Origin of the sequence: Kitasatospora sp. NPDC058406, from assembly GCF_042722765.1 — a bacterium.
Lineage (GTDB): Bacteria > Actinomycetota > Actinomycetes > Streptomycetales > Streptomycetaceae > Kitasatospora.
Genome location: NZ_JBHXKE010000126.1, coordinates 1 through 26,914 on the forward strand (window position 1 = coordinate 1; position 26,914 = coordinate 26,914).

Genomic DNA, 26,914 nt, shown 5'->3' on the forward strand with positions numbered 1-26,914 from the left:
CCTCTCGGGGCACGCGGCCGGTCGCGTGCCGGCCGGCACCGCGTCGGTGGCGGCGCGCGGCCCGGGTGGCCCGGCCCCTCCCGGCGGGCCGGACCACCCGGGCCACGCCGGGCCCGGGCGGCCCCGGCGCGCCGGGGCCTGCGGCCCCCGTCACCCCGTCAGCCGAGTCCGCCGGTGGCCCCCAGGTTCTGCCCGGAGACCCACCGCCCGTCCGGTCCGGCCAGGAAGGCCACCACGTCCGCGATGTCCGACGGCTGCCCGAGCCGCCGCAGCGGCGTCAGCCCGGCCACCACCTCCAGGGCGTGGGGCGGGTTGACGGCGCGCAGCAGGTCCGTCTCGACCGGACCGGGGGAGACGGTGTTGGCGGTGATGCCGCGCGGGCCGAGTTCGAGGGCGGCGGCGGCCGTCAGCTGTTCGAGGGCGCCCTTGCCGGCGAGGTAGGCGGCGATGCCGTCGGTGGGGCGGCGGGTGTTCAGGCTGGAGATGTTGACGATCCGCCCGTTGTCGCGCATCCGCCGGGCCGCGTAGCGGAGGGTCAGGAAGACGGCGCGCGCGCTGACGGCCAGGACGGCGTCGAAGTCGGCCGGGTCGGTCTCGGCGAGCGTGGCCCTGGTGAAGGTGAGCGCCGCGTTGTTGACGAGGATGTCCAGCCCGCCGAGGTGCTCCTCGGCCTCGGTCATCAGCCGCTCCGCGCCGTCGGGCTCGCCCAGGTCGACCCGTACCGCGTGCGCCCGGCCGGAACCGTTGGCCCGCACCGTGCGGACCACCTCGGCCGCGGCCGCCTCGTTGCCCGCGTACGCGAACACGACGTCCGCCCCGTCCGCGGTCAGCCGTTCGACGACGGCCCGCCCGATCCCGCGCGAGCCGCCCGTGACGACCGCCGCCTTGCCCCCGAGAGCTTTGCCCGTGAGCGCTTTGTCCGACATCGCCGACCCCCGTCTCCGGCCGGCCCCGTGCCGACCACGCGGAGTACCTACCCGTTGTGCGGGGCCGTTCGGCCGGGTCCGCGGGTCGTCTTTCGGCCGTCCGGGACACGGAGCGGGAGCACCTCGCGGACCGGTGTCCGGGACACGGGCCGGGGCGCGGGCCGGGGCGCGGACCGGGCGCGGCCGGGGCCGTCCGAGTGGTCGGGTGGGCGGAGCACCTGGTCACGGGCTCTATGCTGCACGCATGCTGAACGAGACGCGACCGGCCGAGTCCGCCGCAACTGCCCGGTCGGACCGGGAGTTTGTGCGCCGCGAGACGGTGGTCCGACCCGTGCCGTTCGTGCCGGAGGTGAACCTGCACATGGCGGAGGACGCCATCGCGCTCTGGGAGACGACCGAGGACGCGCGGGGCGAGCGCGGACTGCCGCCGCCGTTCTGGGCGTTCGCCTGGGCGGGCGGGGTCGGCGTGGCCCGCTACGTGCTGGACCACCCGGAACTGGTCGACGGCCGGACGGTGTTGGACCTCGCGGCCGGCTCCGGGCTGGTCGGGATCGCGGCGGCGCTGCGCGGGGCCGCCTCGGTGCGGGCGGCCGAGATCGACGCGTACGCGGTCGCCGCGATCGGGGTCAACGCCGAGGCGAACGGCGTCCGGGTGGACGCGGCGTTCGCGGACCTGCTGGACGGCGACGGCGCCCCGGCCGAGGTGGTGCTCGCCGGGGACGTCTTCTACGAGCGGGCGATGGCGGCCCGCTTCCTGCCCTTCCTGGAGCGCGCCCGGGCCCGGGGCGCGGTGGTGATCGTGGGCGACCCGGGCCGTGCCTACCTGCCGCGCGGACGGTTCACCGAGCTGGCCGAGTACGAGGTCCCGGTGGTCGCGGACCTGGAGGACGCGGCGCTGAAGACCACCACCGTGTGGTCGCTGGCGGGCGGCTGAGGGCCGCCCCGCCCCGCCTCCCGCCCCGCCGGGGGCCTGCTGCGGGTCTGCTGCGGTCGGCCGGGGACCGTTCCGCTCCGCGGAATTCCCGGCGGCGCGTGCGAACGCCCTGGTAGACACGGCGGCATGACCGACCACGCGCTGCGCACCGCCACCCCCGACGAGATCCCCGCCGTACTCGCCCTCTGGGCCCGCGCGGCGAAGGGCACCAGCATCACCGACGACGCGGCCGGGGTGGCCGCGCTGCTGGCCCGCGACCCGGAGTGCCTGATCGTCGCGGTACGGGTGGACGATCCGGCCGTCCTGCTCGGCACGGTGATCGCCGGGTGGGACGGCTGGCGCTGTCACCTCTACCGTCTGGCCGTCGACCCGGATCATCGTCGCCGGGGCATCGGCGCCGCCCTGCTGGCCGCCGCGGAGGAGCGCTTCGCCGCTCTCGGCGGGCGGCGGGCCGACGCGATGGTGCTGGACGAGAACCTCCTCGGCCACCGGACCTGGCAGGCCGCGGGGTACGGGCCGCAGCCGCAGTGGACCCGCTGGGCGAAGCCGCTGGCGTCGGCCTGACCTCGCCCCGACGCCGGCCTGACGTCGGCCCGACCTTCGCGCGACCTCCGCCGGGGCCGGGTCGATGCCGGGTCGGGTACGGGTCGTCCCGGCGTGACGGGTGCCGCCGGCCGCCAGCCGTCGCCGGATGGGTGCCGATCGCTGGCGGGGGTCTCGGGGGCGTGGTGCGCTGACACTATCCGTATGCGAACCATGCCGATGTCGCCACGTTCCGTGACCGGCGGGCGAATCCGGCGAATCCGGCCGACCCGGAGGAGTGCTCCCCACCATGACCACCCCCGTCACCCCCACCGGCCCGAACGAGGCCGCCGAGCTGCTCGCGCGCATCCCCGACTTCGAGCAGGCACTCGCCTTCTACCACCGCCACCTGGCGCCCGACTCCGCCGTCGACCTCTCCGTGGCGGAGAACGTCCTCGTCTACGACGACTCGATGCAGAAGGCGGTGTTCGACCACACCGCCCTGCTCCCCGAGCCGTACATCCACTACATGTCCGCGTACGGCACGCCGGAACTGCGGGGGCAGGTGGCGGCGCTGCTCGCCAAGGCGTGGGACGCCCCGGTGGCGGCGGGGGACGTCTTCGGGACGGCGGGCGTCGCCTCGGCGCTGGAGTGCCTCGCCTTCGCGCTCCAGGACGCACCGAGGCCCGGCGAGCCCGGCCCGCCGCCGCTGGTCGAGGGGGACGCCGTGCTGCTGCCGGCGCCGTACTGGCAGGGGTTCAACTGGTCGTTCGAACAGCGGCCCAGGCTCACCTGCGTCCCGGTGGACCTGCCGACGGAGGGCCCCGGGCGGTTCCGGCTGACGCTGGACCTGATCAAGGAGCGGTTCCGGGAGTACGAGCGGCAGACCGCCCGGCAGCCGAGGCTGCTGGTGCTGACGAACCCGCACAACCCGCTGGGCGTCAACTACGGCAAGGAACTGCTGGAGGAGATCTACACCTGGGCGATCGACGAGACCGACCTGCACATCGTCTCCGACGAGATCTACTCCCACTCGCAGGTCGACGGCGGCCGGATCCCGTTCACCAGCGCGGTGGCCCTGGACGCCTACCGGCGGAACCCCGAGCGGATCCACGTGGTGTGGGGCTTCGCCAAGGACTTCGGGCTGTCGGGGTTCCGGACGGGCTTCCTGGTCTCCAAGTACGGGCCGGTGCAGCGGGCGATGCTGGGCACGACGGGCATCGAGGAGAAGAAGCACCCGCTGTCCTGGTTCACGCCCTTCGACTCGCTGAAGCACTACGTGATCGGCTCGCTCCTGTCGAGCACGGTGAACGGCGCCGGCTCGGAGCTGTACACCGACTACGCGATGCGGCGCTACCGCGAGCTGCTGAGCGGGAGCTTCGAGAAGGTGAAGGACCGGCTGGTCGCCAACGACATCGAGTTCGTGTACCTGGACGGTGACAACCCGGCCCAGTTCTTCTGGCTCGACCTCCAGGAGTACCTCGGCAAGCGCCCGCCGGAGGGCGCGCACGGCGACGCCCCGCTGCCGGTCACGGCCGGCAGCGGGCTGGACCGGGACGAGCTGTGGCTCTTCAACCACCTGGCCGGCCCTCCCACGGAGGTCTCCCTCCTCCCCGGCGGCACGATGCACAGCCCCGCCCCGGGGTTCTTCCGGCTCTGTTTCACCGCCCGGCAGCCCGAGGAGGTCGGTGAGGCCGTGGACCGGATCGGCCTCGCGCTGAGCAAGCTGGTCACCCCGGGGTAGCCGGCGCACGGCGGCCGGCCGGCCCCGGAGGACGGGGCCTCCGGGGCCGGCCGAAGCCCTTCGTCGACGGGACGGCGGGCGGTGCCCGGGCGGGTTCCCGGGAGCCGGCGGGGGCGAGTCGCGTCAGGCGGCGGCCGACAGCCCCAGGGACTGGTGCGGATAGTCCGCCGAGCGGTGCTGGAAGGCCAGGATGCTCGGGTTCTGGACGACTCCGTCGCGGATCTCGATCGCGCGCCGCAGGGTCTCGTTGGAGCTCCACGCCTCCGGACCGGCGAGCACCGCTCGCAGGAAGGGCAGCAGCGCCTCGCTGTTCTCCCAGGTCGCCGAGTTCCACAGGTAGGACGGGCTGTGGTCGACGCCGTAGTACCGGACGTTGTCGCCGACCTGGAACGTCGGCTCCGTGAAGGACGTGGGACGGGCCCAGCTGAAGCCCATCCCCTCGTCGCAGGACACGTCGACGATGAGGGTGCCGGGTGCCAGCAGTCCGAGATCCTCCTCGTCGAGGAAGGTCAGCGGAGCGGCGGTGTCCTGCAGGACGCAGTTGATGATGATGTCGTGCTCGGCGAGGAACCCGGCCAGTGGCACCCGGCCGTCCTCGGACAGCACGAAGCTGCGCCGGTCGTCGTTCTCGTCGCGGTCGAACTGCACGATCCGCGTGGAGTGGATCGGTGAGCTGACCGCCGTCACCCCGCGCTGGGTGAGCACGTCGACGTCGTGCACGCCGAGCGCGCTGAGCGCCGTCACCGCACCCCGGGCCGTCGCGCCGAAGCCCAGGACCACGGCCCGCAGACGGCGGCCGTAGTCACCGGTCGAGCCGGTGAGCTGGAGGGCGTGCAGCACCGAGGAGTACCCGGCAAGCTCGTTGTTCTTGTGGAAGACGTGCAGGTTGAACGAGCCGTCGTTGGTCCAGTGGTTCATCGCCTCGAAGGCGATCAGGGTCAACCGGCGGTCGATGGCGATCTGCGTGAGTTCCTCGTCCTGGACGCAGTGCGGCCAGCCCCAGAGGACCTGTCCGTCGCGGAACTCCACGAGTTCCGCCGCCTGCGGTTTGGCCAGCAGGATGACGCCGCATTCGGCGAGCAGTTGCTCGCGTGAGCGGAAGCCGGCGACCAGTGGCGCCAGTTGTTCGTCCGGGACGCCGAAACCTTCGGCGTAGCCGTGTTCAAGGAAGATGCGCCCCTGGAGGTCGGGGTCGATCCGCTCGAAGTGTGAGGGATGAATCGGCAGTCGGCGCTCGTTCTCTTTGCGCGACTGTGCCATGACTCCGAGGTTGAGCTGGTGCACGTGGGCCCCTTTGATTACCCAAGGTCTAGCACAGTTCCGCACGTCACCGGACCGGCCGGAGGGTCCGGGGGCTCGGCCGGTGCCGTGGGCACCCCCCGCGGGCGGGGCGGTCCGCCCTGCTCGGAGGCGGTCCCCTCCGCTTCGCGGCCCGGCAGCCGGGTGTTCGACCTTTTCCTTCGGCACCGCCCCTCCGGCACCGCCCGGCACCGCCCCTTCGGCACCGCACTCGTGCCCGCGACGTCCTGGACGGAGGCCGGGCCGCCGCGTGGAAAACCGGTCGATCGCCGTGCCCGGGCGCCCCTACGCTGGCGGAATGGCCCACGCCAAGACCTCCTACGTCTGCCTGCCCTGCCGGGCCTCGTACAAGCAGCCCTACGACCGTGACCGCGGTCGGGTCTGCCCGCGCTGCGCCGGCCCGATGGTCCACGCGGGCTCCGCCTTCGCGGCCCCGCGCAGGCGTGACGCCGCCGGCTGGCGGACGCTCGCGGTGCTGCTCCACGCGGGCGTCCGCTTCCACAAGAGCTGCTGCGGCGGCCCCGGTTACCGCCCCCGCACCCTCCACGAGGTGAAGGAGCGCATGACGTACGCGCGCCGCAGCGGCGAGCCGTTCGCGCGGGCCCTCGTCCGCCCGGAGGTCCCGGCCCCCCGCCCGTAGCCCGCCCGTAGCCGGGGGCCGGACTCCCCGGCCCGTCCGGCGCCGAGCCGATCGCGGCGACCGGCCGTGCGGAGCCGGGGGATAAGCGGTTGCGGGTGATCGTGATTCGGTCTTGGATGGTCCAGACCACTACGGAAGGCTCATCCATGACTGTTCCTCAGCGCACCATTGTGTTGGGCACGTTGGGCTTCGGCACGATCGTCGACGAGGAGACCTCGTTCCGGATCCTGGACCGGTTCGTCGAGGCGGGCGGGACCGTCCTCGACACCGCCAACAACTACGCCTTCTGGCTCGACGGCGCGACCGGGGACGAGAGCGAGGAGGTCATCGGCCGCTGGCTGGCCGACCGCAACGCCCGCGACCGGGTCGTCATCAGCACCAAGGTGGGCGCCCGTCCGTCCGTTCCGGGGGCCGGGCTGGAGGCGGCCGAAGGGCTCTCGGAGAAGGCGGTCCGGGCCGGTATCGAGGGCAGCCTGCGCCGCCTCGGCACCGATCACGTGGACGTGTACTGGAGCCACATCGAGGACCGGTCCGTCCCGCTCGCCGAGACCGTGGAGACCTTCGCCGACCTCGTGACGTCCGGCAAGGCGGGGGCCGTCGGCGCCAGCAACCACGCGGTCTGGCGGGTGGAGCGGGCACGGGCGCTGGCCGGCGCGCAGCCGCGGTACAGCCACCTCCAGTACCGCTACTCGTACCTCCAGCCGCGGTTCGACGTGCCGCTGCTCTCCTCGGCGCACGTCCACGTGACGTCCGAACTCCTCGACTACGTCCGCTCCGAGGGAGACCTCCGGCTCTGGGCGTACAGCCCGCTCCTCTCCGGCGGCCTCACCCGCCCCGAGGTGGAGATCGGCGCCGCCTACGACCACCCGGGCACGCCGAGGCGGCTCGCCGCCCTGCGCGAGGTCGCCGAGCAGTCCGGTGCCACCGTCAACCAGGTGGCGCTCAGCTGGCTGCTCGACCACGAGCCGCGGATCCTGCCGCTGGTCGGGGTGAGCGGGATCGCCCAGCTCGACGAGGTGCTCGGTGCCCTCGACGTGACCCTGTCCGAGGAGCAGCGCCGCCGTCTGGACGAGGCCGCGCTGTAGCCGGGGCAGCCCAGGCGGTCCGGTCGCCGCCGGGCCGCCGGGGCGGTCCGGCCACCCGGGTTCAGGCCGGGTAGCCGATCCCGGCGATGTCGTCGGCGATGTCGCCCAGGTCCGTCTCCGGATTGAGGGCGGACACGACGGCTCCGGTGAGCGGACGGAGCGCCAGGACGTGCTCGACGGCGGCGAGGTCCGGCTCGTGCTCGGGCTCGTAGTAGTCCTCGGCCCACGCCCGGTACGCGGTGGCCGTGCCGTCGGCCAGCAGTCCGAAGAGCTCCACACCGCCGGTGGGGGCGGTCTGCGGGGCCTGCCAGCGGGTGTCCCCGCTCTCCCGCCAGAAGCAGACGGTGAGGTCCGGCCGGCCCTCGGAGTCGGCGAACGCCGGCTCGTCGACGTACGACCGGAAGGACTCGGGCACCTCCGCCAGCAGGTGCGGCGCGTTGGGCGCCTCGTGGTCGAGGCCGCGGGCGTACACGCCGGCCGCCGAGAAGACCATGAACCAGTCGTCGCCCTGCCCGTTGCGCATCGAGGCCATCTCCTCGCCCTCGCCCCAGTGCGCGTCGAAGGAGTAGTACCGGTCGCCCCAGTCGGGGCTGAGGACGGCGTCGAGCATGGCCAGGGCCCGGCACCGGTCGCGGAGCGCGGGGATGTCGGGCAGACGGAGCAGGAGATCGTGCATACCGTCATTCAATCAGGTGGTATCCGCACAGCCCGCCCGAGACGGCCCCCGAGACGGCCCCCGGGCCGGCCGGCGGGTAGGCGGACGGGTAGGCGGACGGGCCGGTAGGACGGCGCGCCGGCCGGCCAGGTGCGCCGTCCGTCCGGCGGTGACCTGTCGGGGCCCGTCAGGGATTGCTGAGCGCGTACGTGCGGAAGGTGGCGAGCAGGGGGAGGACGTCCGTCTTGCTCGGCTCCTCCGTGACCGCCCGCATCGCGTCGATCACCGCGTGCGCGATCACCTTGACCACGTCGAGGTCGTCGCCGGCGGTCTCGCCCCAGGCGCGCAGGGTCTGGGTGAGCAGGGCGCTCATCCGGGCCCCGATGTTGGAGCTGACGGCGTCGCTCAGCTCCGCCAGCTCCTCGTCGGTCATGCTCGACCGCAGTCCGAACGCCAGCGCCATCAGCGTGTCCACGGCGTGCTCGCCGTACGCCGCGACGAGCGCGGCGAGCGGTTGTTCGGCCGGTCCCCGGGTGGCCAGCGCGGCCAGTGCCTCGTCGTCGTCCTTCCACGCCGCTTCGAGCGCGGCGAGGGCCCGCAGGGCCTCGTCCACCATCAGGCCATCCGTCATGCGGAGAACGGTATTGAGGCCTGTCGCGCAGCGGACCGGGTGGTGCCGGGATCTCACCCGTTCGAGCGAATACCATCGCGTTCCCGCCCCGGCGCGCGCACGGTGGTGACCGGCCCCCGGGAGGAGGCCGGCCACGGGCCGGGGCGCGAGGCCAGAGCCCTGCGCCCCGGCCCACGCCCCGGCCGGCGCAAAGCCGGCGCTCAGCCGGCGCCGTGCTCCGCGGTGAACCCGGCCGCGTCCCACCGGCCGTACAGCCCGGGGGCGAGCGAGGCGGCCGCCACGGCGGGGAAGTCCTCCGCGCCGGCGGCCCGTTCGGGCAGCGCACCGAGCAGCGGGGCGGCGGCGGCGCGGGGCAGGTCGGCGAGGTTGCAGCGGTCGGCGAGGCCGGGCGAGCGGGGCCAGGCGCCGACCACCACACCGAGCAGCGGCAGGCCGCGCGCGGCGAGTGCCTCCGCCGTGAGCGCGGTGGTGTTGAGCGTGCCGAGACCGGCCGTCGCCACCAGCAGCACCTCGGCCGGCAGCCCGAGGCCGCGCACCGCCTGCGCCTGGTCGGCCAGGGTCCGGCCCTGCCCGTCGTAGCGGACCAGCAGGCCGCCTGCCCCCTCCACCAGCACCAGGTCGTGCCGGTCGGCCAGTTCGGCCACCGCCCTCGCGACGTCCTCCGCCGCCAGGTACGGCAGACCCGCCCGTCGAGCCGCCGTGTCCGGCGCCAACGGCTCGGGGTAGCGGCTGAGTTCACGGAGCGTCAGCGGACCGCCGGCCAGTCGGGCGACCTCCTCGACGTCGCCGGCCTCCCCCGGCGCGACGCCGGTCTGCCCGGGTTTCAGCACCGCGACCCGCAGCCCGGCCCGCAGCGCCGCCGCGGCGACGGCGGCCGTGGTCACGGTCTTGCCGACCTCGGTGCCCGTCCCGGTCACGAACACGATCCGGGCGCTCATCCCGCCACCGCCGCCGCCGTGACGGCCGCGGCGATCCGCGCCACGTCCTCGTCGCCGGTCACGTACGGCGGCATGGTGTAGATGAGGTCCCGGAACGGGCGCAGCCAGACGCCCTCCCGGGCGGCGGCCTCGGTCGCCGCCGCCATGTCCACCGGGTGGTCCAGCTGCACGACGCCGATCGCACCGAGCACCCGCACCTCGTGGACGCCCGGCAGCCCGGCCGCGTCCGCCAGGCCGTCCCGCAGGCCGGCTTCGAGGCGCTTGACCTCCGTCTGCCAGTCCTGTCCGAGCAGCAGGTCGATCGAGGCGTTCGCGACGGCCGCCGCCAGCGGGTTGCCCATGAACGTCGGGCCGTGGGCCAGCACCGGCATCTCGCCCCGGCTGATCCCGTCGGCGATCTCCGCCGTGCACAGCGCCGCCGCCATGGTGAGGTAGCCGCCCGTCATCGCCTTGCCCAGGCACATCACGTCCGGGGAGACGCCCGCGTGGTCGGCCGCGAACAGCGCACCGCTGCGGCCGAACCCGGTGGCGATCTCGTCGAAGACCAGCAACACCCCGTGCCGGTCGCAGAGTTCGCGCAGCATCCGCAGGTAGGCGGGGGAGTGGAACCGCATCCCGCCCGCGCCCTGCACCACCGGCTCGACGATCACCGCCGCGAGCTCGCCCGCGTGACGCTCCATCAGCTCGTCGAAGGACTGCACGTAGGCGTCGTCGAGCGGGGCGTCGAAGCCGGCCGGCGGCTGCGCCGCGAAGAGCTGGCCGGGCAGCACCCCGCCCCACAGGTGGTGCATGCCGCCCTGGGGGTCGCAGACCGACATGGGGTGGAAGGTGTCGCCGTGGTAGCCGCCGCGCCAGGTGAGCAGCCGGCGCTTCTCGGGCCGGCCGACGGACTGCCAGTACTGCAGGCACATCTTCATCGCGACCTCGACGGCCACCGAGCCGGAGTCGGCGAGGAAGACGTGCTGCAGGGGTTCCGGAGTGATCTCCACCAGCGTGGCGGCCAGCCGGACGGCCGGTTCGTGGGTGAGCCCGCCGAACATGACGTGGCTCATCCGGCCCAGCTGTCCGCGCACCGCCTCGTCCAGCACCGGGTGGCCGTACCCGTGGATCGCCGCCCACCAGGACGACATGCCGTCGATCAGTTCGCGGTGGCCGCCCGCGACCGGCGCGGCCAGCGTGAGCCGGACGCCGGACGCCGACTCCACGACGTACGGGGTGGCGGTGCCGGGCATCGGTCCGTAGGGGTGCCAGACGTGCGCCCGGTCGAGCGCGAGGAGGGTGTCCGTGGACAGCTGGGCCATGAGGGGTCTACTTCCGTACCGTTCCGTTCCGTGCGGCGGGTGATCAGGCGTTGGGCGCGAGCTCGGTGCCGGCGCCACGACGGCGGACCCGGACGAGGTCGGTGCGCGACTCGTCGCCGCTCCCACCGGCCGGCCCGGCGACCTCGACGAGCTCGGCCGGCTCGTCGAGCCCGGGCGCCTCGGCCGCCGCCGCGGGCTCCGCGTCGAGCGTCCCGCCGTGTCCGGCGTGCCCGCCGTGTCCTCCGCACGGGCCGCAGCCGCCGCCCGTCCCGCACGGCCCGCCCGACGGGGCGTCCGCGGCGTCGGCCGGCGTGTCGGACGCCGCGCCGCTGCCGCAGCCTCCGCCGGTGGCCGCGCCGGTGCCGCAGCCGCCGCCCGCGAGGGCGTCCGCCCGGTGCCGGGGCAGGGTGGCCTCGCCCATGCCCTCCACCTCGAAGCCGGAGTCCCGGATCATGTCGAGGTCGGCCTGCCCGGCCTGCCCCTCGCTGGTCAGGTAGTCGCCCAGGAAGATGGAGTTCGCGACGTGCAGGCCCAGCGGCTGCAGGGTTCGCAGGTGCACCTCGCGACCGCCGGCGATCCGCACCTCGGTGTCCGGGTTGACGAACCGGACCATCGACAGGATGCGCAGGCAGCGCTGCGGGGTGAGGTTCCACTCCTTGGCCAGCGGGGTGCCCTCGAACGGGATCAGGAAGTTCACGGGCACCGAGTCCGAGCCCAGCTCGCGCAGCGCGAAGACGACGTCCACCAGGTCCTCGTCGCTCTCGCCCATGCCGGCGATCAGGCCCGAGCAGGCGGACAGGCCCGCACCGTGCGCCTTCCGCACGGTGTCGACCCGGTCGGCGTACGTGTGGGTGGTGGTGATGGCGCCGTACGTGCCCTCGGAGGTGTTGAGGTTGTGGTTGTAGGCGTCGGCGCCGGCCGCCTTCAGCCGCTCGGCCTGGTTGTCGGAGAGCAGGCCCAGACAGGCGCACACCTCCACCGAGGGGTCGGCGTCCTTGATGGCGGTGATGGTGTCGGTGACCCGGTCGATGTCACGGTCCGTCGGACCGCGCCCGCTCGCCACCAGGCAGACGCGCTTGGCGCCGCCGCTCACTCCGGCCTTCGCGGCCTCGGCGGCCTGGCCCGGCTTCAGCCAGGTGTACTTGAGGATCCCGGCCTTGGAGCCCAGCCGCTGCGAGCAGTACGAGCAGTCCTCCGGGCAGAGCCCGCTCTTGAGGTTCACCAGGTAGTTGAGCTTGACCCGGCGGCCGAACCACCGCCGGCGCACCCGCCCGGCGGCCGCGACCACGTCCAGCAGGTCGTCGTCGGTGGTGGCGAGGACGGCCAGCGCCTCCTCGCGGGTAGGGGTCTCCCCACGCAGGCCCTTGGCGGTGAGGGTATCGAGCAGATCCATGGGCCTGATCCTGCCTCCTGGCCCGCGAGAGACGCCAGAGGAAACCCACCAGAAGATCCCGGGGAGGATGTGCGAGTTGTCACAGTGTCGAAGCTCACGGTAGTGGTGCAGGTCACGTCGGGTGCGGGGCCGGGTCGGGGCGTCGCGCGACGGCCGCCGGAGCCCGCCCCAGTGATCTCCACCACGCGTGACCTGCATACAATCGGCGCCATGACCACGCAGGGGGAGCACGCCCCGTCACCCGCGGAACGACCGGCGGAACGACCGGTAGGCCAGACGTCCGAACGGCCCGTCGGGGCGTACCGGGCCAGGAGAGTGACCGCCCGCCGGGTCGTCGGCTGGGTCGTGGTGATCGGCGTGGTGGCGGCCGGAGGATGGGTCATCACCAGCCCGACGCCCGGCGACTTCATACCCGGGCTCGGTCCGTCCAGCAAGGACGCGACCAAGTCGCCACCGGTCGTCGGGGACGCGCCGCGCGCGGTCGCCGACCCCGAAGCCCTGGACGTCGACGCCTACTTCCCCGCCCAGCGGTTGATCGAGGCGGGCGGTTACAAGGGCAAGCGCTCCGGCGCCCGCCGGGGCGACAACTGCACCGAGGTGCTCCAGGACCGCACCCTGGACCTCCTGCGCGACGGCGGCTGCCGCGGCTACCTCGCCGTCAGCTTCGCCGGCCAGGAGAAGCCGGTGCTCAGCAGCGTCACCCTGCTGCGGTTCGCGGACGCCGCCTCCGCCGCCAGAGCCGCGGAGGCGCTGCGCGCCAAGCCCGGCTCGGTGGCCTTCGTCCTCCCCGACGCCTCCGCCGCGCCCGCCCAGGCCGCCGGCGCGGCCCGGCCCGGCGGCGATCCGCGGGTCGAGCTGGTCGGCCACTACGTGACGGTCACCAGCTCGCGGCCGGTCGACGCCCACGCGGCCTCGCCGGCCCCCTCCGCCTCCGCCGGCACCCCGCTGCCGGTGCCGTCCACCGGCTCCCCCAGCGTCGAGCAGATGCTCGACGAGGCGACCCGGGCGCTCTCCGCCACGGCCGGCGCGCCCTTCGTCTGGATGTAGCGCCGCATGCGACGGGGCGGGCGGAGTGCACTCCGCCCGCCCCTTTCCGACGCGGTGTCAGGATGCCGCTGCCGCCGTCCTGATCGCCGGGCCCGGCCCTGAGCGGGCCCGGACCCGCACCGGGGCCGGCGGGCCGTCAGCCGCCCAGCCGGTCCACCGAGGTGATCCGCAGCACCGCCCGGCCCTCCTCGTCGGACCCGTAGAGGTCGACCTCGGCGCTGATGCCCCAGTCGTGGTCGCCCTCCGGGTCGTCGAAGATCTGCCGGACCCGCCAGGACGAGTCCGCCTCCTCGATCAGCAGCATCTTCGGCCCGCGCGCGTTCGGCCCGGTGCCCAGGTCGTCGTACTCGTCCCAGTACCCGTCCATGGCGTCCGCCCAGCGGTCCGCGTCCCAGCCGTACTCGCCGTCCAGCTCGGCCAGCGCGTCGTAGTGCTCCAGCGCGCACAGCTCCACACGGCGGAACATCTCGTTGCGCACCAGGACCCGGAACGCCCGGGCGTTGGCCGTCACCGGCGCCGGCTTGTCGTCCAGCGCCACCTCGGCCGACTGCGGGTCGGTCGGGTTGGCCAGCTGCTCCCACTCGTCCAGCAGGCTGGAGTCGACCTGGCGGACCAGCTCGCCCAGCCAGGCGATGATGTCCTTCAGGTCGTCGGTCTTCACGTCCTCGGGGACGGTCTGCTCCAGCGCCTTGTACGCGCCCGCCAGGTACCGCAGCACGATGCCCTCGGTGCGGGCCAGCTCGTAGAAGCCGACGTAGTCCGAGAAGGTCATCGCCCGCTCGTACAGGTCGCGGACCACCGACTTCGGCTGGAGCCGGTGGTCGCCGATCCACGGGTGCGCCCGCTGGTACACCTCGTAGGCGTGGGTGAGCAGTTCCTCCAGCGGCTTCGGGTAGGTGATCTCCTGGAGCCGCTCCATCCGCTCCTCGTACTCGATGCCGTCGCGCTTCATCTCGCCGACGGCCTCCCCGCGCGCCTTGTTCTGCTGCGCGGCGAGGATCTGGCGCGGGTCGTCGAGCGTCGCCTCGACGACCGACACCACGTCCATCGCGTGCGAGGGCGAGGTCGGGTCGAGCAGCTCGAAGGACGCCAGCGCGAACGTCGAGAGCGGCTGGTTGAGCGCGAAGTTCTCCTGGAGGTCCAGGGTGAGCCGGACGATCCGGCCCTCCGAGTCCGGTTCCGGAAGCCGCTCGACCACGCCGCCCTCCAGCAGCGAGCGGTAGATGGCGATGGCGGTGCGGATGTGCCGGCGCTGGGCGGAGCGGTCCTCGTGGTTGTCGGTGAGCAGCGTGCGCATCGCCTCGAAGGCGTTGCCCGGCCGGCCGATCACCGAGAGCAGCATCGCGTGGGTCACCTTGAACCGCGAGACCAGCGGCTCGGGGTCGGCGGAGATCAGCTTCTCGAAGGTCTCCTCGGACCAGCCGACGAACCCCTCCGGCGCCTTCTTCCGGACGATCTTGCGCTTCTTCTTCGGGTCGTCGCCCGCCTTGGCGACGGCCTTGTCGTTCTCGATGACGTGCTCGGGGGCCTGCGCCACCACCTGGCCCACCGTGTCGAACCCGGCCCGCCCGGCGCGCCCGGCGATCTGGTGGAACTCCCGCGCCCGCAGCATCCGCACCCGCTGGCCGTCGTACTTGGAGAGCGCGGTGAACAGCACCGTGCGGATCGGCACGTTGACGCCCACGCCCAGCGTGTCCGTCCCGCAGATGACCTTCAACAGGCCTGCCTGGGCGAGGCGTTCGACCAGTCGCCGGTACTTCGGCAGCATGCCGGCGTGGTGCACGCCGATGCCGTGCCGTACGAACCGGGACAGGTTGCGGCCGAACTTGGTGGTGAACCGGAAGTTGCCGATCAGCGCGGCGATGGCGTCCTTCTCCGCCTTCGAGCACATGTTGATGCTCATCAGCGACTGCGCCCGCTCCACCGCCTCCTTCTGCGTGAAGTGCACGACGTAGACCGGCGCCTGGCCGGTCTTCAGCAGCTCCTCCAGCGTGTCGTGCATGGGGGTGCGCCGGTACTCGTAGAACAGCGGCACCGGGCGGGTCGTGTTGCGGACCACGGTGGTCGGGCGGCCGGTCCGGCGGTTCAGGTCCTCCTCGAAGCGCCGTACGTCGCCGAGCGTCGCCGACATCAGCAGGAACTGCGCCTGCGGCAGCTCCAGCAGGGGGATCTGCCAGGCCCAGCCGCGGTCCGGCTCCGCGTAGAAGTGGAACTCGTCCATGACCACCTGGCCGACGTCGGCCAGGCGTCCGTCGCGCAGCGCGATCTGTGCCAGCACCTCCGCGGTACAACAGATGATCGGCGCGGTCGGGTTCACCGACGCGTCGCCCGTCATCATGCCGACCTGCTCGGTGCCGAACATCTTGCACAGGTCGAAGAACTTCTCCGACACCAGTGCCTTGATCGGCGCGGTGTAGAACGTCCGCTTCCCCTCCGCCAGCGCGGCGAAGTGCGCACCCGCCGCCACCAGGCTCTTGCCCGACCCGGTCGGCGTCGCCAGGATCACGTTGTTCCCCGACACCAGCTCGATCAGCGCCTCCTCCTGCGCCGGGTACAGCGAGATCCCGCGCTCCTCCGCCCAGGCGGCGAACGTCTCGTACAGCGCGTCGGGCGTGGCGGGCTTCGGCATCAGATCTAGGAGGGTCACCCGGCTATCTTGCCTGCTCGTCGCCGCCCCCGGCAAAGGCCGCGCCCCGCGGGCTCCCGGCAGGAGCGGCCGGCCGCCTGCGGGGAGGGGGGCGGCGGCGTGTCCGGGGGCCTGCCCGTGAACGACCTCGGGCCCGGCCGGGCCGTGGCCGCCACCGTACGGGGAGAGGGCCGGGCGGCGACCGGAACGCGAAAGGACCGAGGCGGGACCACGAAGGGAACCCGGCCGGCCACCCGGCCGGTCTCGCCGCACCGTATTCCGGAATCACCGGGCAATTTCGAGGAATTCGTTTCCCGAATTCCGTCGAATCGAGGGCGAAGGAAAGGGCCGGGCGTGTGCGCAGACGCACATTGCCCGGTGCGCGCGGGGCGTGCCAGAGTGCCGACCATGGTCCACCCCTCTGCGCCCGAGGCGCCCGTCGTCGCCCCCGCCGCCGTCTTCGACTGGCTCGACGAGACGGCCGAGCAGCGCGCCCGGGCCGGGCTCACCCGGACGCTGCGCAGCCGGCCCGCCGAGGACCCGGTGCTCGACCTCGCCGGCAACGACTACCTCGGACTCACCCGGCACCCCGCCGTCACCCGGGCCGCCGCCGACGCCGCGCTGCGCTGGGGCGGCGGTGCCACCGGCTCCCGCCTGGTCACCGGCACCACCGCCCTGCACACCGAACTGGAGGGCGAGCTGGCCGACTTCTGCGGTGTCGAGGCCGCCCTCGTGTTCTCCTCCGGGTACACCGCCAATCTGGCCGCGCTCACCGCGCTCACCGACCCGGACACCCTCATCGTCTCCGACGCGTACAACCACGCCTCGCTGATCGACGGCTGCCGGCTCGCCCGGGCCGACGTCCACCGCGCCCCGCACAGCGACCCCGCCGCCGTCGCCGCCGTCCTCGCCGAACGCACCCGGCGGCGGGCCCTGGTCGTCACCGACTCGGTCTTCTCGGTCGACGGCAACGCCGCCCGGCTGCCCGAACTCGCCCTCGCGGCACGGTCGTCCGGCGCTGCGCTGCTGGTCGACGACGCCCACGGGCTCGGCGTCCTCGGGCCCGGCGGTGCCGGCGCCCTCGCCGCCGCCGATCTCGCGGGAGCCCCGGATGTGGTCGCCACCGTCACCCTCTCCAAGTCGCTCGGCTCCCAGGGCGGCGCCGTCCTCGGCCCCCGCCGGGTGATCCGCCACCTCACCGAGACGGCCCGCACCTTCATCTTCGACACCGGCCTCGCCCCCGCCGCCGTCGGCGCCGCCCTCGGCGCGCTGCGGCTGCTGCGCGCGGAACCGCACCGCGCCGACCGTGCCCGCGAGGTCGCCCGCACGCTCGCCGCCCGGCTCGCGGCCGCCGGGCTGCACGCCTCCCGCCCGGACGCCGCCGTGGTGTCCGTCCGCGCGCCCGGCCCCGAGGCCGCCGTCGTCTGGGCCGCCGACTGCCGCCGCGCGGGCCTCGCCGTCGGCTGCTTCCGCCCGCCCTCCGTCCCCGACGGGATCTCCCGGCTGCGGCTGACCGCCCGCGGCGACCTGACGGACATTCAGATCGCCGAAGCGGTCGGGATCATCGCCTCGTGCGCCCCGGAGGGCGCCGCGCTCGCCGGCTGACCGCAACCGCCGCCACCCGACCGGCGTCCTGACCCACGGCACGGCACGGCACGGCACGGCACGGCACGGCACGGCACGGCACGGGCGGGTACGGACGGGCGCGGGACGGGCGGGGCGGATGACCACGAACGGTGAGGCGGTCCACGACGAGGACGGCACCGGGCCGGGCGGCACCGGTGCCCGCGGTGCGGAGCCGCGCGAGGCGGAGCCGAAGAGCGCCGAGGTCCGGGATGCCGTGCCGGCCTGGCCCGAGGGGCCGCGGCACCGGGCGCGCCGCTTCCTCGGAAGGCTCGCCCTGGTCGCGGTGGCCATGGGGCTCTTCTGGCTCGCCTGGCTGGCCGCCTCGGCCACCGTCCCGCACCTCGGCTACTCGGTCGGCGCCACCGGTGAGCGGGGCTGGTACATGCGCGGCGTCTGCCTGCCCGAGGCCGAACTCTCCGAATACCAGAGGGAGCACCTCCCGCCGGGCGGCTGCGACGGGCGGTTCGACCCGGCCGACGGTGAATCCACCTACCGCTACGCCCTGAACGAGAACCCGACGGACAGCGCGGGCCCCGTCCAGGTGCGGTGCGGAGCGGGGGAGTGCCACGAGTCCGGCTTCAGGGCCACGGCGTGGTGGCTCTTCGTGCTGCTGGGCGGGCTGGCGGCGGTGCCCGCAGGTGCCTTCCTGATCGTCTGGGCCGTCGCCGAACCGCTCGCCGACCGCCTCTTCACGCCGGCCTCCGTCGGCGTCGGCGTGATGCTCGGGCTGTCCTGCCTCTGCTGCCTGCTGACCGGTAGAGGAAGCGCCTGACACGGCCGAACCGGCCGCGCCGTTCCCGCGTCCCAGCCGAGGGGCGGTGAGAACGGCTCGCCGGACCGAACGGCAGGGGGCGGGAATGGATCCGGACATCCGACGCGGGCCGGGCAGAGCGCTGGTGCCGGTCGTGGCGGTGCTGGCCCTGCTCGGACTCGGCGGCTGGGGCGCGGTGACGGCGGGGGAGGGACTGGCCTACGCCACCGCGGTCGCCGGGACGCGCGGCGAGCTGGTCGCCGACCGGTGCCTGCGCACCGATCCCGCCCGGCCCGCCCAGGGCACGACCGGTGACTGCCGGGGGACGTTCTTCCCCGACGGCGGCGGGCAGGCGAACGAGCACGCGTGGATCGACTGGAAGATCGCCACCGGTGAACGCGTCGAGGTCTCCTGAACGGGCGACGGCGAGTGCCGGCTCGTGGGCGCCGCCGGCGTGCTGTTCTGGCTGAGCATCCTGCTGCTCGCCCTGGCGGCCCTCCCGGTGGCCGGGTTCGTCGCGGTCCATCAGCTGCTGCGTCCGCTGGACCGCTCGCAGCGGCTCCGGGTCGGCCTGGGGATCGCCGCGGCCGTCCTGCTGGTCGGGGCGTTCGCGGCCTTCGTCGGCGCGCTCGTCGGCCGGTAGCGGCGGGCGCCGGGCGCCGGGCGGGTCCGGGCCGGGCTTCGAGGTGCGGAGCCGGACGTGCCGCCGTGTCCCCGCCGAGCGCCACCACGAGGGTCACCGGATCGGCCGCCGTGCCGGTTGCCCGGTTGCCCGGTTGCCCGGTGCCGGTTGCCCGGTTGCCCGGTGCCGGTTGCCCGTGCCGTCAGAGCCCGCCCAGCTCCCGCAGGAACGCCGTCCCGGCGTCCCGCCGGCCGGCGGCCGTCCGGGGGGCCGCGGTCAGCACGGCGGCCGCGCGGCACCAGGCCAGTACCCGCCCGGGGTCGGTGCCCGGGATCCGTGCGGTCAGCTCGCCGATCCGCGAGGACAGCGCGGCGGCGTCGGTGACCCCGTCCAGCGCCCAGTCGACCAGGTCGAAGTCGGGGTCGCCCAGGCAGGGGCGAGGGTCGATCGCGACCGGCCCGGCCGGGCCGAGCAGCACGTTGGAGGGGTGCAGGTCCCCGTGCACCAGGCCCCGGGGGCCGGTCGCCGCCAGCTCCCGCAGGGGCTCCCGGGCCCCGGCCGGGACCACGCCGGGAGCGCGCCGCTCCGTCAGCCCGACGAGGACGTCCACCCGTTCGGCCAGCGACGGCAGCGCCACCCCGTCCACCGGCGCCGACCGCAGGCCGGCCAGCAGCCCGGCCACCTCGGCCGGGCGCCACCCGTGCTCGCGCAGCGTCGTGCCGGGCGCGACGTCCGCGAGCAGCAACGCCCCCGTCGGGGCGTCGTACTCCAGCAGCCGCACCACCCACGGCGAGCCCGACCACGCCCGCAGCGCCGTCGCCTCCTGCGCCGCCACCTCGGGGTCCGGCGTCAGCTTCAGCCGGACGACGGCGCCGTCCGCCGCCCGCCCGCACCGGAAGACCCGTGCCGTGCCGCCCCCGCCGGCCGCCAGCACCGTCAGGCCCCAGCGTTTCGCGAGGGCGGCGACCAGCGCCGGAAGCTCCTCGCACCACGCCTCCGCGCCGGGTCCGAACCGGACGAGCAGCCGGGCCCGCACCTCCTCCGGGAGCACCGCGAGCGCGCTCACGGGCGCCCCGGGACCGGCAGTACCTCGGCGCCGACGGGCCGTCGGCCGGCGGCCCGGAGCGCCGGGAACGCCGGGAGCGCCCGGACACGGGCCGTGACCACGCGGGGGTGTGCCCGGTCGGCCACCGGGACCGTTCCGTCCGACGGCGGGCGCAGCCCGCCCGCCGCGTCCGCCAGGATCCGCCGCAGCCCCCGCACGCCCACCCCGTCCACGCCCTTCCGCCCCGTCCGCCCCGTCCGCACCCCGGCCCGCACCCGCGGGCGCAGCCGCCGGAGGCCGGGTGATCTTCGTGGCGCGACAGCCTACGCGATCACGCCGGGTGCTCCTCGTCGGCCTTCTTCCGGGCCCGGCTCGGCTGGACCCGGGTCGGCTCCCCGGCCGCCTTCGGGTGGTCCGGCGGATACGGCAGTTCACCCAGCCCCTCGTCCGTCACCTGCCGCTCGTACAGCTCCAGCAGGCTCTCCAGCCGGAACGCCTCCTCGTCCATCTCCGCCTGCAGGTCGCCGATTTCGGCGAACCGGGCGGGCACCGTCCGCAGGTCGAAGTCCTCCGGCAGCGCGTCGTCCACCTCGTCCCAGCGCAGCGGTGTCGACGCCGTAGCCCGCGGCCGGGCGCGCAGCGAGTAGGCGGAGGCGATGGTGCGGTCCCGCGCCATCTGGTTGTAGTCGACGAAGATCCGCTCGCCGCGCTCCTCCTTCCACCAGGCCGTCGTCACCCGGCCGGGAAGCCGCCGTTCCAGCTCCCGGCCCAGCGCGATCACCGCGTGCCGCCCGTCCGTGAACGTCCACTCCGGGACCAGCGGCACGTACACGTGAAGCCCGCGCCCGCCCGAGGTCTTCGGCCAGCCGCGCAACCCGTGCTCCTCCAGCACCGCCCGCAGTTCGTGCGCCACCCGCGCCGCGTCCCGGAAGTCCGTCCCCGGTTGCGGGTCCAGGTCGATCCGCAGCTCGTCGACGTGTTCGGTGTCCCCGCGCCGCACCGGCCACGGGTGGAAGGTCAGACAGCCCAGATTGGCCGCCCAGAGGACGGCGGCGGGCTCGGTCGGGCAGATCTCGTCGGCCGACCGCCCGCTCGGGAAGGCGATCCGGGCGGTCGGCAGCCAGTCCGGCAGGCCCTTCGGCGCCCGCTTCTGGTAGAAGAACTCGCCCTCGACCCCGTCCGGGAACCGCTGGAGCGTGGTCGGCCGGTCCCGCAGCCCGCGCAGCGCCCCGTCCGCGACCGCCAGGTAGTACTCGGCGACGTCCAGCTTGGTGAAGCCACGCTCCGGGAAGTACACCTTGTCGGGGTTCGAGAGCCGGACACTGCGCCCGGCGACATCCAGTTCCACGGCAGAGCCCATGCCTCTCACGCTAAGCGCGCCCCGCCCGCGGCGCGCCCCGAGGCGGCCCCGCCCACGTGCCCCGCCCCGCCGTCCAGGGCCCGCCGTCGCGCGGCGGCGGGCCTTCGGCGCGAGGATCGGGACCATGGACCTGCCCGTCATGCCGCCGGTCGCGCCGATGCTCGCCAAGTCGGTCGCGAAGATCCCGCCCGGAATGCAGTACGAGGCCAAGTGGGACGGCTTCCGCACCGTCGTCTTCCGCGACGGCGACGAGATCGAGCTCGGCAGCCGCACCGGCAAGCCGCTCACCCGCTACTTCCCCGAGCTCGTCGAGGCGCTGCGCCGTGAGACACCCCCGCGCTGCGTGCTGGACGGCGAGGTGGTCATCGCCCGCGAGGGCCGGCTCCGGTTCGAGGAGCTCCTCGAACGCATCCACCCCGCCGCCAGCCGCGTCGCCCTGCTCGCCGAACGCACCCCCGCCTCCTTCGTCGCCTTCGACCTGCTCGCCCTCGGTGACCGGTCGCTGATCGACGAGCCCCTCACCGCGCGCCGCACCGCCCTGGAGGCGGCCCTCGCCGACGCCGCCGACCCCGTCTTCACGGCCCCCGCCTCCACGGACCGCGACCTCGCCGACACCTGGTTCGCCCGGTACGAGGGCGCCGGTCTGGACGGCGTCGTCGCCAAGCCCCTCGACCAGCCCTACCGGCCGGGCGAGCGCGCCATGTACAAGATCAAGCACGAGCGAACCGCGGACTGCGTCGTCGCCGGCTACCGCGAACACAAGAGCGGCCCGATCGTCGGTTCCCTCCTGCTCGGTCTGCACGACGCCGACGGCCGCCTCCAGCACGTCGGCGTCTGTGCGGCCTTCCCGATGGCCCGCCGCCGCGAACTCGTCGAGGAGCTGGCCCCGTTGCGGATGGCCGACACCGGCGCCCACCCCTGGGGCGCCTGGGCCGACGAGGCCGCCCACGCGGACGCCCGGCTGCCCGGCGCGCAGAGCCGGTGGACCGGCGGCAAGGACCTCTCCTGGGTGCCGCTGCGCCCGGAGCGCGTCGCCGAGGTCCGCTACGACCACATGGAGGGCACCCGCTTCCGGCACACCGCCCAGTTCCGCCGCTGGCGCCCCGACCGCACCCCCGGGAGCTGTACCTACGAGCAGCTGGAGGAACCGGTCTCCTACGACCTCGCGCAGGTCCTGGGCATCTGACCGGACCTCGATGGCCCCGCCCGAAGCCGGATTCCCAGGCTTCGGGCGGGGCCGTGCGGGCCGTGCGGGCCAGCGCCGCGCACGGAGGACCCGCCGGTCAGGCGTTCGCGTTCGACGAGGGCGACTTCGGGGACGGCGAGGGCGACTTCGACGACGGGGACCCCGACGAGGGCGAGGGGGACTTGGAGGGGGACGCCGACGACGCCGACGACGTGGCGGACGGGGACCCCGAGCCGGCCGGCGCCGCCGGGAGCGTGTAGACGTTCGCGGGCGAGATGATCTCGGTGACGGCCTGCGCGAACAGCGTCGACGGCTCCTGCCCCTGGAACGACACGTCGGTGTTCAGCAGTACCACCAGCGAGGTCTGCGCCGACGGCAGGTAGACCACCACGCTCTGGTAGCCCGGCAGCGAGCCGTTGTGCCCGATCCACCCGTGGTCGTAGAAGATCCCGAGCCCGTACCAGGTGTCGGGCACCGTCGAGGGCTGCGGCTTCAGCCGCTGCGCCTGCGTCTGCGGGGTCAGCAGCGTTCCGGTGGCCACCACCTTGGCCCACTTCTGGAGGTCCGCCTGGTCCGAGATGATCGCCCCCGCGGCCCAGGCCCAGGACGGGTCCCAGTCGGTGGCGTCCGCGATCGCCCCGTTCGGCGTCTGGTTGGTGTAGCCGCGGGCGTGCGGCTGCGGGAACTCGCTGCCGACCGGGAACACCGTCCGGCCCAGGCCCGCCGGTTCGAACACCTGCTGCTTCAGGAACGTCCCGAGCGGCTGCCCGCCGAGCTTCTCGATCACCAGGCCCAGCAGCACCGTATTGGTGTTGGAGTACTCGAACTTGGCGCCGGGCGCGAAGTTCACCGGATGCTTGAACGCGTAGGAGAGCAGCTGCTGGGGCGTGAACACCCGGTCCGGGTCGGCCTCCAGGGTCTGCACGAACTCCTCGTCCTGGGTGTACGAGAAGAGGCCGCTCTGCATGGCCGCGAGCTGGCGCAGCGTGATCGTGTCGCCGTTGGGCACGTCCGACACGTACGTGCCGATCGGGTCGTCCAGGCCCGCCTTGCCCTGGTCGACCAGCTTGAGCAGTCCGGTGACCGTGAAGGTCTTCGTCTCGCTGCCGATCCGCATGTTGAGACCGGTCACCATCGGCGTGCCCGCGACCTTGTCGGAGACGCCGAAGGCCTTGAGGTAGTTGCCGCCCGGGGACGACACGCTGACGATCACACCGGGGATCGAGGCCTCCCGCAGCACCCGCTGCACGGCCGTGTCCAGCCGCGCCGTGACGTCCGAGGTGATCGGCACCACCGCCCCGCCGGAGCTCGCCGACGCCGACGGCCCGGAGGAGGAGGCCGACGCCGACGGGCTCAGCGCCGCCGGGACGGCGGTCACCGCCCCCGCGGCGGGCGGATCGGACGCCGCCCCGCCCGAACAGCCGGCCGCGCCCAGCAGCCCGGCCAGCGCCAGCACCGCCGGGGCCGACCGGGTGCGCCGCCGCTGGGGGGCGGGGCGCGGGGGGCGGGGACTCGCCGCGGAATTCGTCGTCATCTTCGAGGCGCCTCTCTGGGCCGGACGGACCCGGAGCAGCGCTCCACGGGCCCCTGGGGGAGCGATCGCCACCGTATGCGCGCCGCCGCGGGCCCGCGCGCCGGCGGTCGTCCCGCTGGCCCGAACGGACCCAAGGCTCAGCCGCACGCCCCAGTCCCGCTCGCGGACGGGCGCCGTCTCCCCATCCCGCCGGCCGCCGCCCTCCCCGCGGCCCCGGCCGCGCGCACCCGCGCCGTCGGCCACCGCCACCGCCGGGCGACGCGACCCCGGCGGGACACCCCGCGACCCCGCAGGACCACCCCGTGCGCTCCGCCGTACGAGTGGCCACCGGCATGCCGCGAGGGCCCCCGACCCCAGCTCGGGCACGATCGTTTAGCCCAGCTGTGGCGGCCCTTAAGAATTCCTCGATGGACCGCACCCCCTCTCACCAGGCAGATTGCTGCCTGCCCGGAATGCGGACACCAGGACCTCCTGGAAGCCTGCAAGGAACCGCCACTCCCCGCCGGGCCCCGTCGGCCTGCCCACACCGGGCCGCCACCCACCGTGCGTCAGGAGCCACCGCCGTGAAGGCACTCGTCAAGCAGAAGGCCGAGCCCGGACTCTGGCTGGTGGACGTCCCCACCCCGGTGATCGGCCCCGGTGAGGTGCTCATCAAGGTGCTGCGCACCGGCATCTGCGGTACCGACCTGCACATCCGCAAGTGGGACGGCTGGGCGCAGCAGACCATCAGGACCCCGCTGGTGCTCGGCCACGAGTTCGTCGGCGAGGTCGCCGAGATCGGCTCGGCCGTCGCGGACATCGCCGTCGGTGACCTGGTCAGCGGCGAGGGCCACCTGGTCTGCGGCAAGTGCCGCAACTGCCTGGCCGGCCGCCGCCACCTCTGCCGCAACACCGTGGGCCTGGGCGTCGGCCGCGACGGCGCCTTCGCCGAGTACGTGGCGCTGCCCGCCTCCAACGTCTGGGTGCACCGGGTGCCGGTCGACCTCGACGTCGCCGCGATCTTCGACCCGTTCGGCAACGCCGTCCACACCGCGCTCTCGTTCCCGCTGGTCGGCGAGGACGTGCTGATCACCGGAGCCGGTCCGATCGGCATCATGGCCGCCGCCGTCGCCAAGCACGCCGGCGCCCGCAACGTGATGATCACCGACGTCTCGCCCTACCGGCTCGACCTCGCCCGCAAGGTCGGTGTCTCGCTGGCGCTCAACGTCGCCGAGCACACCATCGAGGAGGGCCAGCAGAAGCTCGGCCTGCGCGAGGGCTTCGACGTCGGCCTGGAGATGTCCGGCCGCCCCGAGGCGCTCCAGTCGATGATCGCCAACATGACGCACGGCGGGAAGATCGCCGTGCTCGGCCTGCCCGCCGAGGAGTTCCCGGTCGACTGGGCCTCCGTCGTGACCTCGATGATCACCATCAAGGGCATCTACGGCCGCGAGATGTTCGAGACCTGGTACGCGATGTCCGTCCTGCTGGAGGGCGGGCTGGACCTCAGCCCCGTGATCACCGGCCGGTACCCCGCCGCCGACTTCGAGGCCGCGTTCGACGAGGCGGCCGGCGGCCGCTGCGGCAAGATCATCCTCGACTGGACCGTCTGACCACCGGACGAGCCCGCCCGGGAACGGACGAGACCGTCCGCGACCCCCTTCGCCCTCGCTCACTCGTGTAGGAGTCTGCTGTGATCGACAACGTGCGTGACGACCTGGCCGCCACCCTCGACGAGATCCGCGAGGCGGGCCTCTTCAAGCCGGAGCGGGTGATCGGCAGCCCGCAGAGCGCCGCCGTCACCGTCACCGGCGGCGGCACTCCCGGCGAGGTGCTCAACTTCTGCGCCAACAACTACCTCGGTCTCGCCGACCACCCGGACGTGATCGCCGCCGCCAAGGACGCGCTCGACCGCTGGGGCTACGGCATGGCGTCCGTCCGCTTCATCTGCGGCACCCAGGACGTCCACAAGGAGTTGGAGGAGCGCCTCTCCGCGTTCCTCGGACAGGAGGACACCATCCTCTACTCCTCCTGCTTCGACGCCAACGGCGGCGTCTTCGAGACCCTGCTCGACGAGCGCGACGCGGTCATCTCGGACGCCCTCAACCACGCGAGCATCATCGACGGCATCCGCCTCTGCAAGGCGCGCCGCCACCGCTACGCCAACCGTGACCTGGCCGACCTGGAGCAGCAGCTCAAGGAGGCCCAGGGCGCCCGCCGCCGCCTCATCGTCACCGACGGCGTGTTCTCGATGGACGGCTACGTCGCCCCGCTGCGGGAGATCTGCGACCTGGCCGACCGCTACGACGCGATGGTCATGGTCGACGACTCGCACGCGGTCGGCTTCGTCGGCCCGGGCGGGCGCGGCACCCCCGAGCTGCACGGCGTGATGGACCGCGTCGACATCATCACCGGCACCCTCGGCAAGGCGCTCGGCGGAGCGTCGGGCGGTTACGTGGCCGCACGCCGCGAGATCGTCGCCCTGCTGCGCCAGCGCTCGCGGCCGTACCTGTTCTCCAACTCGCTCGCGCCGGTCATCGCCGCCGCCTCGCTGAAGGTGCTCGACCTGGTCGAGCAGTCCACCGACCTGCGGGAGCGGCTGGTGGCCAACACCGCGCTGTTCCGGTCGAAGATGACCGAGGCCGGCTTCGAGATCCTGCCCGGCGACCACCCGATCGCCCCGGTGATGATCGGCGACGCGGCCGAGGCCGGCCGGCTCGCCGAGCTGCTGCTGGAGCGCGGCGTGTACGTGATCGGGTTCTCGTACCCGGTCGTGCCGCACGGCCAGGCCCGGATCCGGGTGCAGCTCTCGGCCGCGCACTCCACCGAGGACGTCGAGCGCGCCGTCGCCGCCTTCGTCGACGCGCGCGCCGCGCTGGGGAAGTAGCCCGGCAGCGGGGGAGGACCCCGCGGAGCCGGCCCCCGTCCGGGCCGGCTCCCCGCTGACCGCCCGTGGGGCCTGCCCGCGGGACCCGGCCGGGCCCCCGGGGCCGAATCCCCCCCCCCGGCGGGGGCCGGCCCCGCCCCCCCCCCCCCCCCGCCCCCCCCCCCCCCCAACCCCCCCCCCCCC

24 protein-coding genes are annotated in these 26,914 nt (G+C 74.2%); 13 read left to right on the forward strand and 11 right to left on the reverse strand.

Annotated elements, in window-relative coordinates:
• Positions 1 to 158: 158 nt before the first annotated feature.
• Positions 159 to 926 carry an SDR family oxidoreductase gene (locus ACFWOG_RS23675; RefSeq protein ID WP_380360804.1) on the reverse strand — a complete coding sequence of 256 codons (768 nt, stop codon included), beginning with the start codon at positions 924 to 926 and terminating at the stop codon, positions 159 to 161.
• Between the two features lie 244 nt (positions 927 to 1,170).
• On the opposite strand from ACFWOG_RS23675, the gene ACFWOG_RS23680 reads away from it, so the two are divergent.
• The 3 genes from ACFWOG_RS23680 (at position 1,171) to ACFWOG_RS23690 (ending at position 4,126) form a co-directional block, all read left to right on the forward strand.
• Positions 1,171 to 1,860: a class I SAM-dependent methyltransferase gene (locus ACFWOG_RS23680; RefSeq protein WP_380360806.1), complete on the forward strand. Its 690-nt coding sequence runs from the start codon at positions 1,171 to 1,173 to the stop codon at positions 1,858 to 1,860.
• Between the two features lie 126 nt (positions 1,861 to 1,986).
• Positions 1,987 to 2,424 (forward strand): GNAT family N-acetyltransferase, encoded by a 438-nt coding sequence (locus ACFWOG_RS23685; protein WP_380360808.1) that lies wholly within the window; start codon positions 1,987 to 1,989, stop codon positions 2,422 to 2,424.
• Positions 2,425 to 2,692: 268 nt separating this feature from the next.
• Positions 2,693 to 4,126 (forward strand): pyridoxal phosphate-dependent aminotransferase, encoded by a 1,434-nt coding sequence (locus tag ACFWOG_RS23690; RefSeq protein ID WP_380360810.1) that lies wholly within the window; start codon positions 2,693 to 2,695, stop codon positions 4,124 to 4,126.
• A gap of 123 nt (positions 4,127 to 4,249) precedes the next feature.
• On the opposite strand, the gene ACFWOG_RS23695 is transcribed toward ACFWOG_RS23690, so the two are convergent.
• Positions 4,250 to 5,410, reverse strand: coding sequence for a N(5)-(carboxyethyl)ornithine synthase (locus ACFWOG_RS23695; protein ID WP_329952896.1), 1,161 nt, complete (start codon positions 5,408 to 5,410; stop codon positions 4,250 to 4,252).
• Positions 5,411 to 5,723: 313 nt separating this feature from the next.
• Here ACFWOG_RS23695 and ACFWOG_RS23700 point away from each other — a divergent pair, with 313 nt between their 5' ends.
• Positions 5,724 to 6,065 (forward strand): deoxyxylulose-5-phosphate synthase, encoded by a 342-nt coding sequence (locus ACFWOG_RS23700; RefSeq protein WP_380360812.1) that lies wholly within the window; start codon positions 5,724 to 5,726, stop codon positions 6,063 to 6,065.
• A gap of 146 nt (positions 6,066 to 6,211) precedes the next feature.
• Positions 6,212 to 7,150: an aldo/keto reductase gene (locus tag ACFWOG_RS23705; protein WP_329884100.1), complete on the forward strand. Its 939-nt coding sequence runs from the start codon at positions 6,212 to 6,214 to the stop codon at positions 7,148 to 7,150.
• A 61-nt stretch (positions 7,151 to 7,211) separates the two neighbouring features.
• On the opposite strand, the gene ACFWOG_RS23710 is transcribed toward ACFWOG_RS23705, so the two are convergent.
• The 5 genes from ACFWOG_RS23710 to bioB form a co-directional block, all read right to left on the reverse strand.
• Positions 7,212 to 7,826, reverse strand: coding sequence for a hypothetical protein (locus ACFWOG_RS23710; protein ID WP_329952898.1), 615 nt, complete (start codon positions 7,824 to 7,826; stop codon positions 7,212 to 7,214).
• A gap of 166 nt (positions 7,827 to 7,992) precedes the next feature.
• Positions 7,993 to 8,436 (reverse strand): hypothetical protein, encoded by a 444-nt coding sequence (locus tag ACFWOG_RS23715; RefSeq protein ID WP_329884096.1) that lies wholly within the window; start codon positions 8,434 to 8,436, stop codon positions 7,993 to 7,995.
• 200 nt (positions 8,437 to 8,636) lie between these two features.
• Positions 8,637 to 9,374 carry a dethiobiotin synthase gene (gene bioD, locus ACFWOG_RS23720; RefSeq protein ID WP_380360815.1) on the reverse strand — a complete coding sequence of 246 codons (738 nt, stop codon included), beginning with the start codon at positions 9,372 to 9,374 and terminating at the stop codon, positions 8,637 to 8,639.
• On the reverse strand, positions 9,371 to 10,675 hold the full coding sequence (locus ACFWOG_RS23725; RefSeq protein WP_329884094.1) for an adenosylmethionine--8-amino-7-oxononanoate transaminase: 1,305 nt from the start codon (positions 10,673 to 10,675) through the stop codon (positions 9,371 to 9,373). The genes bioD and ACFWOG_RS23725 overlap by 4 nt, the downstream gene beginning before the upstream one ends.
• A gap of 43 nt (positions 10,676 to 10,718) precedes the next feature.
• On the reverse strand, positions 10,719 to 12,068 hold the full coding sequence (gene bioB, locus ACFWOG_RS23730) for a biotin synthase BioB (RefSeq protein WP_380360818.1): 1,350 nt from the start codon (positions 12,066 to 12,068) through the stop codon (positions 10,719 to 10,721).
• Between the two features lie 210 nt (positions 12,069 to 12,278).
• Here bioB and ACFWOG_RS23735 point away from each other — a divergent pair, with 210 nt between their 5' ends.
• A complete protein-coding gene (locus ACFWOG_RS23735; RefSeq protein ID WP_380360820.1) occupies positions 12,279 to 13,115 on the forward strand; it encodes a hypothetical protein in 837 nt (278 codons plus the stop codon).
• 136 nt (positions 13,116 to 13,251) lie between these two features.
• Here ACFWOG_RS23735 and ACFWOG_RS23740 read toward each other — a convergent pair whose 3' ends face one another.
• Entirely contained in the window at positions 13,252 to 15,744 is a 2,493-nt protein-coding gene (locus tag ACFWOG_RS23740) for a DEAD/DEAH box helicase (protein WP_380360834.1), read from the reverse strand.
• Positions 15,745 to 16,149: 405 nt separating this feature from the next.
• On the opposite strand from ACFWOG_RS23740, the gene ACFWOG_RS23745 reads away from it, so the two are divergent.
• From ACFWOG_RS23745 to ACFWOG_RS23760, 4 genes are all read left to right on the forward strand, one after another.
• Positions 16,150 to 17,346, forward strand: coding sequence for an 8-amino-7-oxononanoate synthase (locus ACFWOG_RS23745; protein WP_380360822.1), 1,197 nt, complete (start codon positions 16,150 to 16,152; stop codon positions 17,344 to 17,346).
• 118 nt (positions 17,347 to 17,464) lie between these two features.
• Positions 17,465 to 18,139, forward strand: a complete 675-nt coding sequence (locus ACFWOG_RS23750) for a hypothetical protein (protein ID WP_380360824.1) — start codon at positions 17,465 to 17,467, stop codon at positions 18,137 to 18,139.
• Between the two features lie 85 nt (positions 18,140 to 18,224).
• Entirely contained in the window at positions 18,225 to 18,533 is a 309-nt protein-coding gene (locus ACFWOG_RS23755) for a hypothetical protein (protein WP_380360826.1), read from the forward strand.
• Positions 18,534 to 18,557: 24 nt separating this feature from the next.
• On the forward strand, positions 18,558 to 18,761 hold the full coding sequence (locus ACFWOG_RS23760; protein ID WP_380360828.1) for a hypothetical protein: 204 nt from the start codon (positions 18,558 to 18,560) through the stop codon (positions 18,759 to 18,761).
• A 181-nt stretch (positions 18,762 to 18,942) separates the two neighbouring features.
• Here the strand turns inward: ACFWOG_RS23760 and ACFWOG_RS23765 are convergent, their stop codons facing one another.
• Together ACFWOG_RS23765 and ligD are read right to left on the reverse strand one after the other, a co-directional pair.
• A complete protein-coding gene (locus tag ACFWOG_RS23765) occupies positions 18,943 to 19,806 on the reverse strand; it encodes an aminoglycoside phosphotransferase family protein (protein WP_380360830.1) in 864 nt (287 codons plus the stop codon).
• A 310-nt stretch (positions 19,807 to 20,116) separates the two neighbouring features.
• Positions 20,117 to 21,133, reverse strand: a complete 1,017-nt coding sequence (ligD, locus tag ACFWOG_RS23770) for a non-homologous end-joining DNA ligase (protein WP_380360836.1) — start codon at positions 21,131 to 21,133, stop codon at positions 20,117 to 20,119.
• 136 nt (positions 21,134 to 21,269) lie between these two features.
• Here ligD and ACFWOG_RS23775 point away from each other — a divergent pair, with 136 nt between their 5' ends.
• Positions 21,270 to 22,331 (forward strand): ATP-dependent DNA ligase, encoded by a 1,062-nt coding sequence (locus ACFWOG_RS23775; RefSeq protein WP_329884078.1) that lies wholly within the window; start codon positions 21,270 to 21,272, stop codon positions 22,329 to 22,331.
• Positions 22,332 to 22,428: 97 nt separating this feature from the next.
• Here the strand turns inward: ACFWOG_RS23775 and ACFWOG_RS23780 are convergent, their stop codons facing one another.
• Positions 22,429 to 23,865 (reverse strand): serine hydrolase domain-containing protein, encoded by a 1,437-nt coding sequence (locus ACFWOG_RS23780; RefSeq protein WP_380360832.1) that lies wholly within the window; start codon positions 23,863 to 23,865, stop codon positions 22,429 to 22,431.
• Positions 23,866 to 24,428: 563 nt separating this feature from the next.
• Between ACFWOG_RS23780 and tdh the strand changes: the two genes are divergently transcribed.
• Positions 24,429 to 25,457 (forward strand): L-threonine 3-dehydrogenase, encoded by a 1,029-nt coding sequence (tdh, locus tag ACFWOG_RS23785; protein ID WP_329952907.1) that lies wholly within the window; start codon positions 24,429 to 24,431, stop codon positions 25,455 to 25,457.
• A gap of 80 nt (positions 25,458 to 25,537) precedes the next feature.
• The gene (locus tag ACFWOG_RS23790) at positions 25,538 to 26,731 is read left to right on the forward strand and encodes a glycine C-acetyltransferase (protein ID WP_355401129.1); all 1,194 of its coding nucleotides are present in this window, start codon (positions 25,538 to 25,540) and stop codon (positions 26,729 to 26,731) included.
• The last annotated feature ends 183 nt before the right edge of the window (positions 26,732 to 26,914 follow it).